The sequence below is a fragment of the Streptomyces hypolithicus genome (assembly GCF_052934925.1).
The window spans coordinates 5,541,856-5,556,814 of record NZ_CM128811.1; the positions used below are offsets into that span (position 1 = coordinate 5,541,856).

Annotated in this window: 12 protein-coding genes, 1 pseudogene and 1 riboswitch; of the genes and pseudogenes, 7 read left to right on the forward strand and 6 right to left on the reverse strand. The window is 69.4% G+C overall.

Translation table 11 applies throughout. The features are described 5' to 3' along the window. The first annotated feature begins 45 nt into the window (after positions 1-45). Together ACU6WZ_RS26070 and ACU6WZ_RS26075 are read left to right on the forward strand one after the other, a co-directional pair. Positions 46-729, forward strand: coding sequence for a MerR family transcriptional regulator (locus ACU6WZ_RS26070; RefSeq protein WP_447030619.1), 684 nt, complete (start codon positions 46-48; stop codon positions 727-729). Between the two features lie 84 nt (positions 730-813). Beyond that, entirely contained in the window at positions 814-2,274 is a 1,461-nt protein-coding gene (locus tag ACU6WZ_RS26075) for a DNA polymerase IV (protein WP_447030620.1), read from the forward strand. On the opposite strand, the gene ACU6WZ_RS26080 is transcribed toward ACU6WZ_RS26075, so the two are convergent. Then, positions 2,199-2,567, reverse strand: a complete 369-nt coding sequence (locus tag ACU6WZ_RS26080) for a PRC-barrel domain-containing protein (protein ID WP_447030621.1) — start codon at positions 2,565-2,567, stop codon at positions 2,199-2,201. The genes ACU6WZ_RS26075 and ACU6WZ_RS26080 overlap by 76 nt on opposite strands. Positions 2,568-2,683: 116 nt before the next feature. Then, a riboswitch (glycine riboswitch) is annotated at positions 2,684-2,781 on the forward strand. 216 nt (positions 2,782-2,997) lie between these two features. Between ACU6WZ_RS26080 and gcvP the strand changes: the two genes are divergently transcribed. Continuing rightward, positions 2,998-5,883 carry an aminomethyl-transferring glycine dehydrogenase gene (gcvP, locus tag ACU6WZ_RS26085; RefSeq protein WP_447030622.1) on the forward strand — a complete coding sequence of 962 codons (2,886 nt, stop codon included), beginning with the start codon at positions 2,998-3,000 and terminating at the stop codon, positions 5,881-5,883. A gap of 107 nt (positions 5,884-5,990) precedes the next feature. On the opposite strand, the gene ACU6WZ_RS26090 is transcribed toward gcvP, so the two are convergent. The 4 genes from ACU6WZ_RS26090 to istA all read right to left on the reverse strand — a co-directional run bounded on the left by ACU6WZ_RS26090 (position 5,991) and on the right by istA (position 9,895). Beyond that, positions 5,991-6,188, reverse strand: coding sequence for a DUF5999 family protein (locus ACU6WZ_RS26090; protein ID WP_447030623.1), 198 nt, complete (start codon positions 6,186-6,188; stop codon positions 5,991-5,993). A gap of 319 nt (positions 6,189-6,507) precedes the next feature. After that, positions 6,508-7,116, reverse strand: a complete 609-nt coding sequence (locus tag ACU6WZ_RS26095) for a hypothetical protein (protein ID WP_447030624.1) — start codon at positions 7,114-7,116, stop codon at positions 6,508-6,510. Between the two features lie 414 nt (positions 7,117-7,530). Next, positions 7,531-8,307 carry an IS21-like element helper ATPase IstB gene (gene istB / locus ACU6WZ_RS26100; RefSeq protein WP_447028588.1) on the reverse strand — a complete coding sequence of 259 codons (777 nt, stop codon included), beginning with the start codon at positions 8,305-8,307 and terminating at the stop codon, positions 7,531-7,533. A gap of 46 nt (positions 8,308-8,353) precedes the next feature. Then, the gene (istA, locus tag ACU6WZ_RS26105; protein ID WP_447034262.1) at positions 8,354-9,895 is read right to left on the reverse strand and encodes an IS21 family transposase; all 1,542 of its coding nucleotides are present in this window, start codon (positions 9,893-9,895) and stop codon (positions 8,354-8,356) included. Between the two features lie 333 nt (positions 9,896-10,228). On the opposite strand from istA, the gene ACU6WZ_RS26110 reads away from it, so the two are divergent. Together ACU6WZ_RS26110 and ACU6WZ_RS26115 are read left to right on the forward strand one after the other, a co-directional pair. After that, the gene (locus tag ACU6WZ_RS26110) at positions 10,229-11,737 is read left to right on the forward strand and encodes a glutamate-cysteine ligase family protein (RefSeq protein WP_447030625.1); all 1,509 of its coding nucleotides are present in this window, start codon (positions 10,229-10,231) and stop codon (positions 11,735-11,737) included. A gap of 120 nt (positions 11,738-11,857) precedes the next feature. Continuing rightward, the gene (locus ACU6WZ_RS26115) at positions 11,858-12,712 is read left to right on the forward strand and encodes a CPBP family intramembrane glutamic endopeptidase (protein WP_447030626.1); all 855 of its coding nucleotides are present in this window, start codon (positions 11,858-11,860) and stop codon (positions 12,710-12,712) included. Between the two features lie 28 nt (positions 12,713-12,740). Here the strand turns inward: ACU6WZ_RS26115 and ACU6WZ_RS26120 are convergent, their stop codons facing one another. Further along, positions 12,741-13,556, reverse strand: coding sequence for a PhzF family protein (locus tag ACU6WZ_RS26120; RefSeq protein WP_447030627.1), 816 nt, complete (start codon positions 13,554-13,556; stop codon positions 12,741-12,743). 138 nt (positions 13,557-13,694) lie between these two features. On the opposite strand from ACU6WZ_RS26120, the gene ACU6WZ_RS26125 reads away from it, so the two are divergent. Both ACU6WZ_RS26125 and ACU6WZ_RS26130 read left to right on the forward strand, forming a co-directional pair. Beyond that, positions 13,695-14,282: a PadR family transcriptional regulator gene (locus ACU6WZ_RS26125; protein WP_447030628.1), complete on the forward strand. Its 588-nt coding sequence runs from the start codon at positions 13,695-13,697 to the stop codon at positions 14,280-14,282. A gap of 126 nt (positions 14,283-14,408) precedes the next feature. Further along, positions 14,409-14,934, forward strand: a pseudogene (locus ACU6WZ_RS26130) (peptidase). Positions 14,935-14,959: the final 25 nt, after the last annotated feature.

Genomic DNA, 14,959 nt, shown 5'->3' on the forward strand with positions numbered 1-14,959 from the left:
TTATCACTCGGCGTGCCGAGTGTGGCGATCGTTGACGCACCCCGGGTGACTGCCTACCGTCGACAGGGCAGGTCAAGGACGGAGGTCGGCGTGAGAAGCAGCGGCGACGGTACGGCGGCGGGTGGGCCGTATCCGCTTTACGGCAGCGCGGCCGACCCCCGGGTGGGGCGGCAGAGCGTGACGTCGGCCATGGGCGGGACTACGGAGTCCGAACGCGGTGAGAGCGACGGGAGCGGTGAGAGCGTCGGCTACCGGGGGCCCACGGCGTGCGCGGCGGCCGGAATCACCTACCGGCAGCTCGACTACTGGGCGCGGACGGGGCTGGTCGAGCCGAGCGTACGGTCGGCCAACGGTTCGGGCCTGCAGCGTCTCTACAGCTTCCGCGACGTGGTCGTACTCAAGATCGTCAAGCGTTTCCTGGACACTGGTGTCGGGCTGCAGAACATTCGCGCCGCCGTCCAGCATCTTCGGGCCCGCGGTTTCCAGGACCTGGAGCGCATGACGCTCATGAGCGACGGCGCCACGGTCTACGAGTGCTCGTCGCCGAACGAGGTGGTCGAACTGCTCCAGGGCGGCCAGGGCGTCTTCGGGATCGCGGTGGGCGTGGTGTGGCAGGACGTGGAGAGCGCGCTGTCGCAGCTGCACGGCGAGCGCATCGACACCGGCGAGACCCTGATCGGGCGAAATCCCACCGACGAACTCGCACGACGCCGCAACAAAGCAGTCTGACGACAAGGCCCCGTCTGAGCCCTGCGGCGACGGCGGCACCGTGCCGGGCGCCGATTGTCAGTGGTGTGCGGCAGCATCGGTGGTGTGAGAGCCGAACCGACCATCCTGCATCTGGACATGGATGCCTTCTACGCAGCCGCGGAGCAGGCGTCGAAGCCGAGCCTGCGCGGGAAACCGGTGGTGGTCGGCGGAATCGGCACCCGGGGAGTCGTTGCCACCGCTTCGTACGAGGCCAGGGTTTTCGGGGTGCACTCCGCCATGCCGGTGGCGCAGGCCCGGCGATTGTGTCCCAACGCGGCGTATCTGATGCCTCGCTTCGCGCTCTACCGGTCGGTGAGCGAACAGGTCATGGAGCTGCTCGCCCGGTTGTCTCCCTTGGTGGAGCCGCTGAGTCTGGACGAGGCCTTCGTCGACCTGGAGGCGGGTGGTGTGGCGGACGACTCGGCCTCGGCCCGTCGGGCCGGAGAGCTGCTGCGGGCGGATATCCGGGCGGTCACCGGGCTCACCGGTTCGGTCGGGCTCGCGGGCTCCAAGATGCTCGCGAAGATCGCCTCTGAGCAGGCCAAGCCCGACGGCCTGGTGCTCATCGAGCCGGGGACCGAGCGGGAGCTCCTGGGGCCCCTGCCGGTCCGTACCCTGCCCGGAGTGGGACCCGCCACCGGCGAGCACCTGCGGCGGGCCGGCATGGCGACAGTCGCCGATCTGGCGGAGGCGGGCGAGGACGAGCTGATACGGCTGCTGGGCAAGGCACACGGCCTCTCGCTGCACCGGATGGCGGTCGGTTACGACGACCGGCCCGTGGTGGCTGAACGGGATGCGAAGTCGGTGTCCGTCGAGGACACCTTCGAGGTGGACCTGCACGACAGGGTCCGGGTCAGGGCCGAGGTCGGGCGGCTGTCGGACCGGTGCGTGCAGCGGTTGCGGGCTGCCCGCCGCTCCGGCAGGACGGTGGTCCTGAAGGTACGCAGATACGACTTCTCCACCCTCACCCGCTCCGAGACGCTGCGCGGGCCCACCGACGACCCCGCTGTGGTGCGGGAGGCAGTCGGACGCCTCCTGGAGTCGGTGGACACCACGGGCGGTGTGCGGCTGCTGGGTGTGGGCGTCAGCGGGCTCGCGGATTTCACCCAGGAAGACCTCTTCGCCCAGGCCGCCGGTGAGCGCGCGTCGGCCCAGGCCCGTGACGAGGCCGGGGCGGCGGAGGACGCCGGGGCGGCCCGGCCGGTCGGGCACCAGGAGGCAGTGGGAGCGGCGGCGCCCGGCCCGCCGCCGGAGCGCCGGTGGCGGGCCGGGCAGGACGTGTGCCATGCGGAGTACGGGGCGGGGTGGGTGCAGGGCAGCGGCGTCGGGCGGGTGACGGTGCGCTTCGAGGAGCCGACGTCGGCGCCCGGGCGCGTCCGGACGTTCACAGTGGACGACCCGGATCTGGCGCCGTCGGATCCACTTCCGCTGGTGGCCGGCGCCGCGGATCAGCCGGAATCCTCGCCGGCCAGCCTGCCGAAGTCGCGGTCGGGGACAGGAGGTGCGGAGACATCGAGCCCGTAGTGGTGGTAGAGCTGGAGTTCCTGCTCGGGGGAGAGATGGCGGCCGACCCCGAAGTCGGGGGCGTCCCTGATCAGTGCCCGCTCGTAGGGGACCCGCAGAGTGTCGTTCACGACCTCGCTGGGCTCCAGGGGAACGAAGGCGTCCCGGCTGAAGAGGCCGGTGCGTACGGCTGCCCACTCGGGTACTCCAGTGGCGTCGTCGAGGTACACCTCGTCCACTGTGCCGATCTTGGTGCCCTTGCGGTCGAACGCCTTGCGGCCGATCAGGCTGCGCGGATCGATGTCGGTCTGCACGGTCCCTCCAACTGATCGCAGCTGCTCCCCGTACAGACTACGAAAGTGCACATCTGTGGCCTCGGCCACTCGAGGGAACGGCGGCGGGGCTCGCTGGTAGGCTGGCTCATGGCTGCTGACCCCGTGCGGGAGAGTCCTCCGGTGAACATGCCGGGGGCGCCGAAGGAGCAAATCCTCCCCGGAATCTCTCAGGCCCCCGTACCGCACGGTTGAGGTCACTCTGGAAAGCAGGGCGGGCGTCGCACGGACAGGTGCTGGGAAAGGCCACAGTCCGCCGCGGGTCCCTTCCTCACCGACGGTGAAAGCCGGAACGACCCCCGACGGTCTTCCGGTGAAGCTCTCAGGTTGAGATGACAGAGGGGGAGGCCGTCCGGGCACCCGTGCCGTGGTGCCCCTCGCAGGTCGTGTCAGACCAGGAGGCCTTCCGCAGATGACCGCAAACCGCATTCCGCTCGAACAGCTTGAGCGTGGCATCCCCTTCGAACAGCGCCACATCGGGCCCGATGCCGAGGCTCAGGCCAAGATGCTTGCCCAGGTCGGTTACGGCTCGCTCGACGAGCTGACCGCGGCCGCGGTGCCCGACGTCATCAAAAGCGCCGAGGCGCTCAGCCTGCCGGACGCCCGCACGGAGGCCGAGGTGCTGGCCGAACTCCGCACCCTCGCCGACCGCAACCAGGTGCTCGCCCCGATGATCGGCCTCGGTTACTACGGAACCTTCACGCCGCCGGTGATCCTGCGCAATGTCATGGAGAACCCGGCCTGGTACACGGCGTACACGCCCTACCAGCCGGAGATCTCGCAGGGCCGCCTCGAGGCGCTGCTCAACTTCCAGACCATGGTCGCCGAGCTGACCGGACTGCCGACCTCGGGCGCCTCGCTGCTGGACGAGAGCACCGCCGCCGCCGAGGCGATGGCACTCTCACGCCGTGTCGGCAAGGTCAAGAACGGCGTATTCCTGATCGACTCCGACACCCTCCCGCAGACCGTCGCGGTCATCGAGACCCGTGCCGAGCCCACCGGGGTCGAGGTCGTTGTCGCCGACCTGTCGCAGGGCATCCCGGCCGAGGCGGCCGAGCGTGGCGTCTTCGGTGTGCTGCTCCAGTACCCGGGCGCCTCGGGTGCGGTGCGCGACATCAAGCCCGTCGTGGAGCAGGCGCACGAGCTCGGAGCGGTCGTCACCGTGGCCGCCGACCTGCTGGCCCTGACCCTGCTGACCTCGCCCGGCGAGCTGGGCGCGGACATCGCGGTGGGCACCACCCAGCGTTTCGGTGTGCCGATGGGGTTCGGCGGTCCGCACGCCGGGTTCATGGCCGTACGCGAGAAGTTCGCGCGCAGCCTGCCCGGGCGGCTCGTCGGTGTCTCGGTCGACGCGGACGGCGACAAGGCATACCGGCTGGCGTTGCAGACGCGTGAGCAGCACATCCGCCGCGAGAAGGCCACCAGCAACATCTGCACCGCGCAGGTGCTGCTTGCCGTGATGGCCGGGATGTACGCCGTCTACCACGGCCCGGACGGGCTGCGCGGCATCGCCCGCCGAACGCACAGGTACGCGACGCTGCTCGCCGCCGGCCTGCGGGCCGGCGGCGCCGAGGTCGTGCACGACGCGTACTTCGACACGCTGACGGTACGGGCCCCGGGCCGGGCGGCCGCGGTCGTCGCCGCCGCCCGTGAGGGCGGTGTCAACCTGCGTCTGACCGACGCCGACCATGTCTCCGTCGCCTGCGACGAGACGACAGCCCGCGCACAGGTCGCCGCCGTATGGGCCGCCTTCGGCGTCGAGGCCGACATCGAGGCGCTGGACGCATCGGTGGGCGAGGCGCTGCCCGAGGGCCTGCTGCGCACCGACGACTACCTCACGCACCCGGTCTTCCACCAGCACCGCTCGGAGACGGCGATGCTGCGCTACCTGCGCAAACTCGCCGACCGTGACTACGCGCTGGACCGCGGCATGATCCCGCTCGGCTCCTGCACGATGAAGCTGAACGCGACCACGGAGATGGAGCCGGTCACCTGGCCGGAGTTCGGCGCCGTGCACCCCTTCGCGCCGGTCGATCAGGCGCACGGGTACCTGACGCTCATCCACGAGCTGGAGGAGCGCCTCGCCGAGGTCACCGGCTACGACGCCGTGTCGATCCAGCCCAACGCCGGTTCGCAGGGCGAGCTCGCGGGCCTGCTGGCCGTACGGGCCTACCACCGCGCCAACGGCGACACGCAGCGCACGGTGTGCCTGATCCCGTCGTCGGCGCACGGCACGAACGCGGCGAGCGCCGTCATGGCCGGCATGAAGGTCGTCGTCGTCAAGACCCGTGAGGACGGCGAGGTCGACGTCGAGGACCTGCACGCCAAGATCGAGCAGCACCGCGACGAGTTGTCGGTGCTGATGATCACCTACCCCTCCACGCACGGTGTGTTCGAGGAACACGTCGCGGACATCTGCGCGACGGTGCACGAGGCCGGAGGCCAGGTCTACGTCGACGGCGCGAACCTGAACGCCCTGGTGGGTCTGGCGAAGCCGGGCAAGTTCGGCGGCGACGTCTCCCACCTGAACCTGCACAAGACCTTCTGCATCCCGCACGGCGGCGGCGGCCCCGGCGTCGGCCCCGTCGGTGTACGGGCGCACCTCGCGCCGTACCTGCCCAACCACCCGCTCCAGCCGTCGGCCGGCCCCGAGACGGGCGTCGGGCCGATCTCGGCCGCGCCGTGGGGCTCAGCGGGCATCCTGCCGATCTCGTGGGCGTACGTACGCCTGATGGGCGGCGAGGGGCTCAAGCGGGCGACGCAGGTCGCGGTCCTCGCGGCGAACTACATCGCCAAGCGCCTGGAGCCGCACTACCCCGTGCTCTACACCGGTCCGAACGGGCTGGTGGCGCACGAGGCCATCGTCGATCTGCGGCCGCTGGCGAAGTCGACCGGCGTCAGCGTGGACGACATCGCCAAGCGCCTCATCGACTACGGCTTCCACGCGCCCACCATGTCGTTCCCGGTCGCCGGGACGCTGATGATCGAGCCGACGGAGAGCGAGGACCTCGCCGAGATCGACCGCTTCTGCGACACCATGATCGCCATTCGCGGTGAGATCGAGCGGGTCGCCTCGGGCGAGTGGCCTGCGGACGACAACCCGCTGCGCAACGCGCCGCACACGGCGGCCGCGCTCGGTGGTGCGTGGGAGCACGCGTACAGCCGCGAGGAGGCGGTGTTCCCGGCCGGAGTCTCGGCCGCGGACAAGTACTGGCCGCCGGTGCGCCGGATCGACGGTGCGTTCGGTGACCGTAACCTCGTCTGCTCGTGCCCGCCGCTGGACGCGTACGACAACTGACCTGCGAAGGACGCTGCGGCGTCAGGCGACGCGGACAAGCGTCGGGGCCGGTTCGGAGGATTCCTCCGGGCCGGCCCCTTTTCGTGTCTGCGTGTCTGCGTATCGGCTCAGGCGGCCGTGGCCACGGCCACCGGGCGGTGCGGGGCGATGATGCGCCCGTCCGGCAGCAGCTCACCGGTGTCCTCGAAGACGACAACTCCGTTGCACAGCAGGCTCCAGCCCTGCTCCGGGTGGTGCGCCACGAGATGGGCGGCCTCCCGATCGGCGGATTGGGCGGACGGGCAGGCTGGCTGGTGCTGGCACATGGAAGGGTTCTTTCGCTGCGGTGTGTTGAGTGTCCTGCGGCTCGATGCGGTGTTCATGACCGCCCCCCGTATCAATCGGTCTGGTCCCAGTGTTGCCCTACGGGCGTCAATCCGCAGGGATTTCACGGCAGCTCTCCTTACTGATTAAAGACGTGTCACCCGTGCGGACGGTTCAGCTCAACTGGGGTGTCCCTTCGGGTGGTTCGATGTGACCGGTACGGACTAGTCCGGATGGGGGCGCTGTGCCCCGTGACCGGGGCGGGCACGGGGCACAGGGGCGGCGCGCAGGGGGCGCCGCAGAGCATTCTCTCCGCAGTTGTCAGGCGGGCTGGCTGAGGAGGGGTGGGGCGGTCCGGGGGGTGAGCCGGTGCGTCAGGACGGGCAGCAGATCCGCCACCCGGTGCGGGAGGTGGGAGGCGATCCCGGGCGGGGCCGGCGCCAGGGGCACCAGCAGGTCGGTCGGGAGGGGCATGACGTCGGCATCCGCCGGGGCGGTGTCGGTTTCGGGGCCGCGGTGCAGCCACAGGGTGAGCATGTAGAGCTCCGGCACGGAGAGCAGACGAGGCTGATAGCACGCGGTCATCGCCTCGGCCTGTCGGAGCGCGCGTTCGCTGGAGGTGACGTACGGCCCCTCGCAGAAGTGGGAGAAAGTCCAGCCGTCGGGCGTGAGCATGGTGTCGGCGGCAGCCACGGTGTCCTCGCCGCTGCGGATCAGGAAGCGCCAGCCGGTCAGGCGGGTGCGCGGGGGCCGGCCCGACGGGATGATCCGGTCCAGTACGTGGATGGGGAGCGGGAGTTCGGGGCTGAGGGGTCCCTGGGCCGCACGGAGGGCCGGGGGACGGGCCTCTCGTACGGCAGTGGGGGACCCCAGTGCCGCGAGGACGCTGCGCAGGGCGGGCGCGGGAGCCGGGGAAACAAGCAGCGGCATGGTGGGTCGCCTCTCACTTCGGAGACACGTTGATGCGTGGGTGGTGCGGACGGCGCTGTCTGCGTGCGGGGTCAGAGGGGGGCCGGGGAACGATGGCCGGGCGCCGACTCTCTGCCTCGTTTGCAGAGTTTATACGACACGCGTTCACGCGATGTTTCGGCTAGCCGTCGCCGGCATTACAGGCAAGGCGGAATCAGGTCTTTCTCCTGCGGAGAATCTCCCCATTCAGCGAGGCTGCAGGCATCGTGGCCTCGCAAGTTCCGACGCGCGCGGTAGGCTGAATCTCGTCGGCCTTTTTCACTAGGGGGCCGGTGGTATCTGCATTCTGCCGCATGCCGAGTGAATGTGTGGACGATCACGTAATTCCCCGGGCTCAGCGTCACGTAATTCCCCAGGTCCTGGCCTCGTCCATGTCTACTTGATCGAGGGCTTGTTTGTCTTGTCGGTGACGCCTGCGCGGGGCCGCTTGTTGGGGCGGTAGCTGGGACCGTTCATGATCACCTGATGGCTGGTGTTGATGAGCCGGTCCAGGAGGGACTCGGCGACGACGGGGTTGGGGAAGAGCGGATACCAGTCGCTCGGCGCCCTGTTGCTGGTCAGGATCAGCGACCGGCCCTGCCGCTCGGAGACCAGCTCGTAGAGGTCGTCGGCCTGGGCCGCGGTCAGCTGGCGCATCGCGAAGTCGTCCAGGATGAGCACGTCGGGCCGTACCAGTTCGCGCAGTCGGCGGTCCCAGGTGCGGTCCGCGTGGCCGCCGGCCAGGTCGGCCAGAACCCGGCTGGTCTTGGCGAAGCGGACGTTGGCGCCCTGGCGGATCGCCATATGTCCGAGTGCCTGGGCGACGTGTGTCTTCCCAACGCCGACCGGCCCGAACAAAATTACGGACTCGCCGGTGTGCAGCCAGCGCAGTGCCGCAAGGTCGCGGACCTGGGCCGCGGGTATCTTCGGGGAGGCCGCGAAGTCGAACTCCTCCAAGGTGACCTGCTGCTCGAACTTCGCCCGGGTCAGGCGCCGTTGGAAGGCGACGGTCTCCCGGCGGGTGATCTCGTCCTGGCAGAGGATCTGGAGGAACTCCAGGTGGCCGAGCTCGCCGCCGTGGGCCTGCGAGAGGCGGGCGTCGAGAGTTTCCAGCATGCCCGAGAGCTTCAGCGCGCGAAGCGCGTCCCGCAGGGCGGTGTCCATGATGCTCATCACGCCACTCCTTCTTCGTGACGGTGGTCATCACGGTCGTCGTTCGTCATGTCGGGGGTGTCGCGGTCGCGAAGAGCCGCTGAGGTCCGTGCAGGAAGGCGGCGGCTCCGCCATCGCCGGAGGATTCGGGGGCCGGCTCGGTCTCGGTGCCGGCGACGAGGATGCCCTTGATCGTGCGATAGGACGGGTCGCCGACCAGGGTCGCCTTGGCGCAGGCGGCCTCCAGCCTGCCCTCGCCGTACTTCTTGCGCAGGCCGAGGATCCCCTGGGCGGCGCGGAGCCGATAGAGCGCGTTGACCTCCAGCAGCCCATCGACCACCTCGCGGCAGGCCGTGCCGACCTGCGCGGACTGGGTCCGGCACCAGGTCGGGGTCCGCATGTGGAAAGCGATCTTCTCCGGCGGGTAGTCGCTGGCATGGGTGCGCTTGCCCTGCTCAAGTGCCCCGTGGGTCTTGACCAGTTCGCCGTCGTGGAAGACCTGCACGAAGGTCGCGGTCGAGCGGACGTCGACCCGCTTGCCCATCAGTTTCCACGGCACCGAGTAGAGGGTGCGGCCGGCCTTGATGTGAATGTCCGGGCCGACGGTGGCCGTCGACCACTTCGCGAGCACGAACGGGGTCTTCGGCAGCGGCAGCAGCGTGGACGCCTCGACGGCCTCGAAAACCGAGGCCGGGGCGGCCCCGCCCAGCGGGCGGCACTGCCGCTGACCGGCGACTTCGGTGCACCACCGGATGGCCTCGGCCTGCATCTGCTCGAGCGAGAAGAACTCCCGGCCCCGCCACCAGGAATCACGTATATAGGGCATAGGGCGCTCGACGCGCGGTTTATCTTTTGGCTTCAGAGCGCGGGCTGGATCTACCAACGCACCGTAATGGGCCGCGAGTTCGGCATACGCTTTGTTGATTTTAGGGTCGTAGAGGTCGGGCTTGTCCACCCCGGTCTTCAGGTTGTCGGGCACCAGCCGCTGCGGGACGCCGCCGAAGAATCTGAAGGCTTCGACGTGGGATTCGGTCCAGGAGTGCTGGTCCAGGTGGATCACCGGGCGGACGAACATGTGCCGCGAGCACGGCAGCACCATCACGAACGCCCAGATCCGGTGCCGCTTCCCGCTCCGCGGGTTGATCCACTGGCCAAGGAAGCCGTAGTCGATCTGAGCCTCCAGCCCCGGCTCGATCTCGTCGCGCAGGACCGTGACCTGAGAGCGACGGGTCTCCTCGGGCAGCGTCGCCGATATCCACCGCCGAAGCGACGACACCGAAACCACCAACTCGTTCTCGTCCCGCAGCCGTTGGTGGATCGTGGCGACGGTCACCGTCCCCAGCAGGCTCTTGATGTAATCACGGTGCTTGTCGATCTCGGGCCAGGTCACCTGCCGCAACCGGGCATCGGCGAGCTCGGGGAACCAGCCCTTGATCAGAGAGGCCCAGTCCTCCGCGGCCATCGCCGCCCCGCCCGGGGCCATCCCGGCGGCCTCCGCCGGGGCCAGGTACTTCCTGATCGTCTTGCGGTCCAGTCCCAGCGACGCGGCCAGCTCGCTCTTGGAGCGGCCCGCGTACCAGTGGACATAGATCTCGGTCACATCGACCACGTTGAACGTTCTCCTTGCCATCGTGCGCTTCCCTCGACCTCGAACCACTGATCGAGGAAGCGTCCGTCATCTCGACGGCCAGGACCACTACCCGCTGCGTCCGTCGTCCCCATGGGGAATTACGTGACCGCGGGGGTGGGGAATTACGTGACGCGGAACCCGCCTCACCTGGGGAATTTCGTGATCGCTCACAAATGTGCCGCTGGAGCAGTGCAGCGAGCGTACTCCTTACCCGATCGCTGTGGGACGTTACTGATCAGTCTGTCTGGGCATCATCGACCGTGACGTAAGGGCCCCACCCGGTGGGCAGCCCACTCGAGGAGGGATGCTCCGATGGGGGAGAAGGTCGTGGCAGGCGGCTTCGATCTGTCCGATCGCCAGAGGTACCGGCACAAACTCCAGCTGTGTCTGACGGGGCTGGAGAGGCTACTGGCGGAGAAGCGCTTCGACCGGCCCAAGAACCTCATGGGGCTTGAGATAGAGCTGAATCTCGCCGGGGCCGACGGCATGCCGATGATGATGAACGCGGAAGTCCTGGAGCGTATCGCCAGCCATGATTTCCAGACCGAACTCGGGATGTTCAACCTGGAAGTGAACATCGCCCCCCATCGGCTGGGCGGGCGGGTTCTCGATCAGCTGGCGGAAGAACTGCGGACGGGGCTCGGATATGCCCACCGAAAGGCCACCGAGGTCGACGCGGGCATTGTGATGATCGGAATTCTGCCGACGCTCGGACGACAGGACCTGGTTCCGGCGAATCTCTCCGACGTCGACCGCTACCAGTTGCTCAACGACCAGATCGTCGCCGCGCGCGGTGAGGACTTCACGCTGGACATCAGCGGAGTGGAGCGGCTGACCTGCACGTTCAGCTCCATCGCACCCGAAGCGGCGTGTACGTCGGTGCAGTTGCACCTCCAGGTGACCCCGGCCAGATTCGCGGACGTGTGGAACGCGGCGCAGGCCGTCGCGGCAGTGCAGATCGCCATGGGCGCCAACTCGCCCTTCCTGTTCGGCCATGAGCTCTGGCGGGAGTCACGTCCGCCGCTCTTCCAGCAGGCCACGGACACCCGTCCGCCCGAGCTGCAGGCGCAGGGCGTGCGGCCCCGGACCTGGTTCGGCGAGCGCTGGATCGATTCTGCGTACGAACTCTTCGAGGAGAACCTGCGCTACTTCCCGGCGCTGCTGCCGATCTGCGACGACGAGGACCCGATGCTCGTCCTGGACGACGGAGGGGTGCCGCGACTCCAGGAATTGGTGCTGCACAACGGGACGGTCTACCGCTGGAACCGGCCCGTGTACGGGCTCGCGGACGGCGTACCGCATCTGCGGGTGGAGAACAGGGTGCTGCCGGCCGGGCCGACGGTCACGGACGTGATCGCCAACACGGCCTTCTACTACGGCCTGGTCCGCGCTCTCGCCGAGGACGCGCGGCCGGTGTGGAAGCGGCTGCCCTTCGAGGCCGCCAAGGAGAATTTCGACACCGCCTGCCGCCACGGCATCGACGCCGAGATCGTCTGGCCGAGGCCGGGCCGTTCCGGCGGGACCGTGCGGGTGCCTGCCGTCAAGCTCGTACGGGACGAGCTGCTGCCGCTCGCCGCGGCCGGTCTCGACGCGTGGGGCATCGAGCCCGCGGACCGCGACTACTACCTCGGCGTCATCGAGCAGCGGTGCAGGCGGCGCGTCAACGGTGCGTCCTGGCAGGTGGATACGTACCACCGCGCGCTCGCGGCGGGTCTGGAGCGTGAGGTGGCGCTGGCCGCCACCACGCGCCGCTACAGCGAGCTGATGCACCAGGGCGACCCTGTCCACACCTGGCCGGTGGGGTTCCCGGCCCGGGGGTGAGGGAGCGCCGGCGCTGCGAGGGACCGGGCCTGATGCTGCCCTGCGCCTCGCCGTCGGGCAAGCTGTGACGTCCCACGGCAGTGGAGCCTCCTCGTCGAGATCCGGAACGGATTCCCTGCCATGACATGGCGCGGTCGAGAACGAGGCGGTGGCGCGGAAGTGGAGGCTGGTGTGCGGGCAGACGTGGGGCGGGCGGCCGATTCTCATCCCGGACAACAAGGGGTGACGCGACGGGTGCTCCGGGCCGAGCTCCTGATCGTGCTCGGGCTCTCGCTGGGTGCGAGCGGGGTGTCCTCCCTGATCAGCTTTGTCGGGGCGCTCACCAAGCCGGGCGGCCTCAAGGACCAGGCGGCCAAACTCAACGGCTCGTACACGCCGGGCCGGCCTTGGCTGGATCTCGCCTGGCAGCTGTTCGGTATCACCTCGGCGCTGGTGCCCGTCGCGCTCGTCGCGTATCTCTTGCTGCGGGAGGGGGCGGGGCTGCGGGCGATCGGGTTCGACCGGACGCGACCGTGGCCGGATCTCGGTCGCGGCACGCTGGTCGCGGCCGGCATCGGCAGCGCCGGACTTGCCTTCTATCTGGTGGCGATCGAGGCGGGGTTCAATCTCACGGTCGTGCCGGAATCGCTGCCGCCGGTGTGGTGGAAGTTCCCCGTACTGATCCTTTCCGCACTGCAGAACTCGGTGCTGGAGGAAGTGATCGTCGTCGGATATCTGCTGCGCAGACTCGACCAGCTGGGGCGGTCGCCCACGGCTTCGCTGGCGGCGAGCTCGGTGCTGCGCGGCTCCTATCACCTGTATCAGGGCATCGGCGGCTTCATCGGCAACATGGTCATGGGCGCGGTCTTCGTGCTGCTCTACCGGCGATGGGGGCGCATCGGGCCGCTCGTCGTGGCCCACACGCTGCTCGATGTCGGGGCCTTCGTCGGGTACGCGCTGCTCGCGGGAAGGGTCGGGTGGCTGCCGACTGCCTGATGCGGCTGGAACATCCGGCGGACGCAGTTCAGGCGAGCAGTTCGCCGTCGATGACGGTGACTGCCTTGCCGGTCAGCAGGGTGCGGGCGCCGCGCAGTGACGTGGCGACCAGGCCGGAGCGGGCGGACGCCTGGAGCCCGATCAGTTCGTCGCGGCCGAGTCGCGCCGACCAGAAGGGCGCGAGGGCCGTGTGGGCGCTCCCGGTCACCGGGTCCTCGTCGATACCGACCCGGGGAAAGAAGCCGCGCGAGACGAAGTCGTAGCCCCGGGAGGGGCTTTCGGCGGCGGCGGTCGTGATGATGCCCCGCTCGGAGTGGGCCACCAGCGCCGAGAAGTCCGGCGTCAGCGCCCGTACTGACGCCTCGTCGGCCAGCTCGACCAGCAGGTCGCCGATGTGCGCTCCGGTGTCGTGGGCCGAGAGGACCTCGGCGCCCAGGGCTTCACCGACGCCGGCCGGGACCGGCACCTCCGTCAGCGACGCGGTGGGGAAGTCGAGGGTGAGTGCGCCGCTGTCCTGGACGGTGGCGGTCAGGAGACCGCAGAGCGCCGAGAAGCGCATGGTGGCCGTCGCTTCGCCCGTGGTGTGCAGGACGTGGGCGGTGGCGAGGGTCGCGTGCCCGCACATGTCGACCTCGGTGGTGGGAGTGAACCAGCGCAACGCCCAGTCGGCGTCGCTGCCCGCGGGGAGCGGGTGCGCGAAGGCCGTCTCCGAGAGGTTCACCTCGGCGGCCACCTGTTGGAGCCACGCGTCGTCGGGGAACGTGTCGGAGTCCAGCAGCACGACGCCGGCGGGATTGCCCGAGAAGGGGCGGCTAGTGAAGGCGTCGACGATTCGAATCTGCATGGACATGAACCTAGAGGCGGAACAACGCCGCAGGCCAAGGCCAATTCCGGGCTGCTGGCCTCTTTCATGCTTGCCGGAGCCCCGTTACCGATATATCGTTGAAGCATCGCAACAGATCGACGATGAAGGAGCGTAGCGATGCGTTCACATGGACATGGAGACTGCGGGCCCGGCCGTCCCGGTCGGGGTGACTCCGAAGGGCGGCGTGCCGCCTTCGGCCCCTTCGGGCCGCCGTTCGGGGGGCCGTGGGGTGGCGGCGGGCGAGGGAGGGGCGGGCCGAGGGGTCGGGCGCGGCGGGGCGACGTACGCGCGTCGATCCTCGCGCTGCTCACCGACCGGCCGATGCACGGCTACGAAATGATTCAGGAGATCGGCGAGCGCAGTGGCGGGGCGTGGCGGCCCAGTCCCGGGTCGGTCTATCCCACGCTCCAACTGCTCGAGGACGAGGGCCTGATCGTCAGTGAGAGCGACGGCGGGAAGAAGCTGTTCACGCTCACCGACGTCGGACGCACCGAGGCCGAGGCGGGGCCGCAGGCTCCCTGGGAGGAAGCGGGACGCGGTGTCGACTGGGAGTCGATGAACGAGATCCGCCAGGCCGGGTTCGGCCTGATGGAGGCCTTCGGGCAGGTCTGGAAGACAGGCTCCGCCGAGCAGCGGCAGAAGGCTCTCGCCGTCATCAACGAGTCCCGCAAGAAGCTCTACCTGATCCTCGCTGACGAGGGCTGATCCCCCGCACCGTAAGCCTCATCCGTAAGGAGGAGGGGCGGGAAGGGGCTGCCCACCCGCAGTGGGATGCCCGGATGCTCCCCGACGCGGATGCCTTCGTCCGTGGTGGCTGATGGGGTGGGAAGTGTGCAAGTCCGTACCCCGGAAATTCCTCAGCAGACCGCTCCCCTCCGTGCAGACTTCGAGGCCGGGCTCACCGCGGAGCTGGCCTCAACGGTGGCAGGCGCACGGAGGCGGGGGCTGCGTGACGGGGACCGGCAGATCGACACCGCCCATCTGCTCCACTCGGCGATGGAACTCGACCTCGAGGTGAGGGACGCCTTCGACGGCGGCCCGCAGGTGGCCAAGGTGCTCGGCCATCTCGTGCAGCGCAGCATCGGCTACGGGCTGCGCCGGAACGGTGCCGTGGAGGGGTCCGGCACCGCGCCCCCGGCCGGGGAGGGTGCCGTGGCGGGCTGGTCGCCCTCCGCCGTGTCGGCCATGGAAGGCGCCCTGACCCGGGCCGGCGCCCGCGGCGATCAGTGCGCCCGCGGCGATCTGCACGCTGGCGGTCTCGACCTGCTTGCCGCACTGGCTGCGGATCCGGACCTGCCGGGCGGTCGAAGTCCTCCGGCGCGCCGGGGTGGACACGGACGTACTGGCCGGCGCTTGAACGGGCTGTCTCAACAGGTGTCACC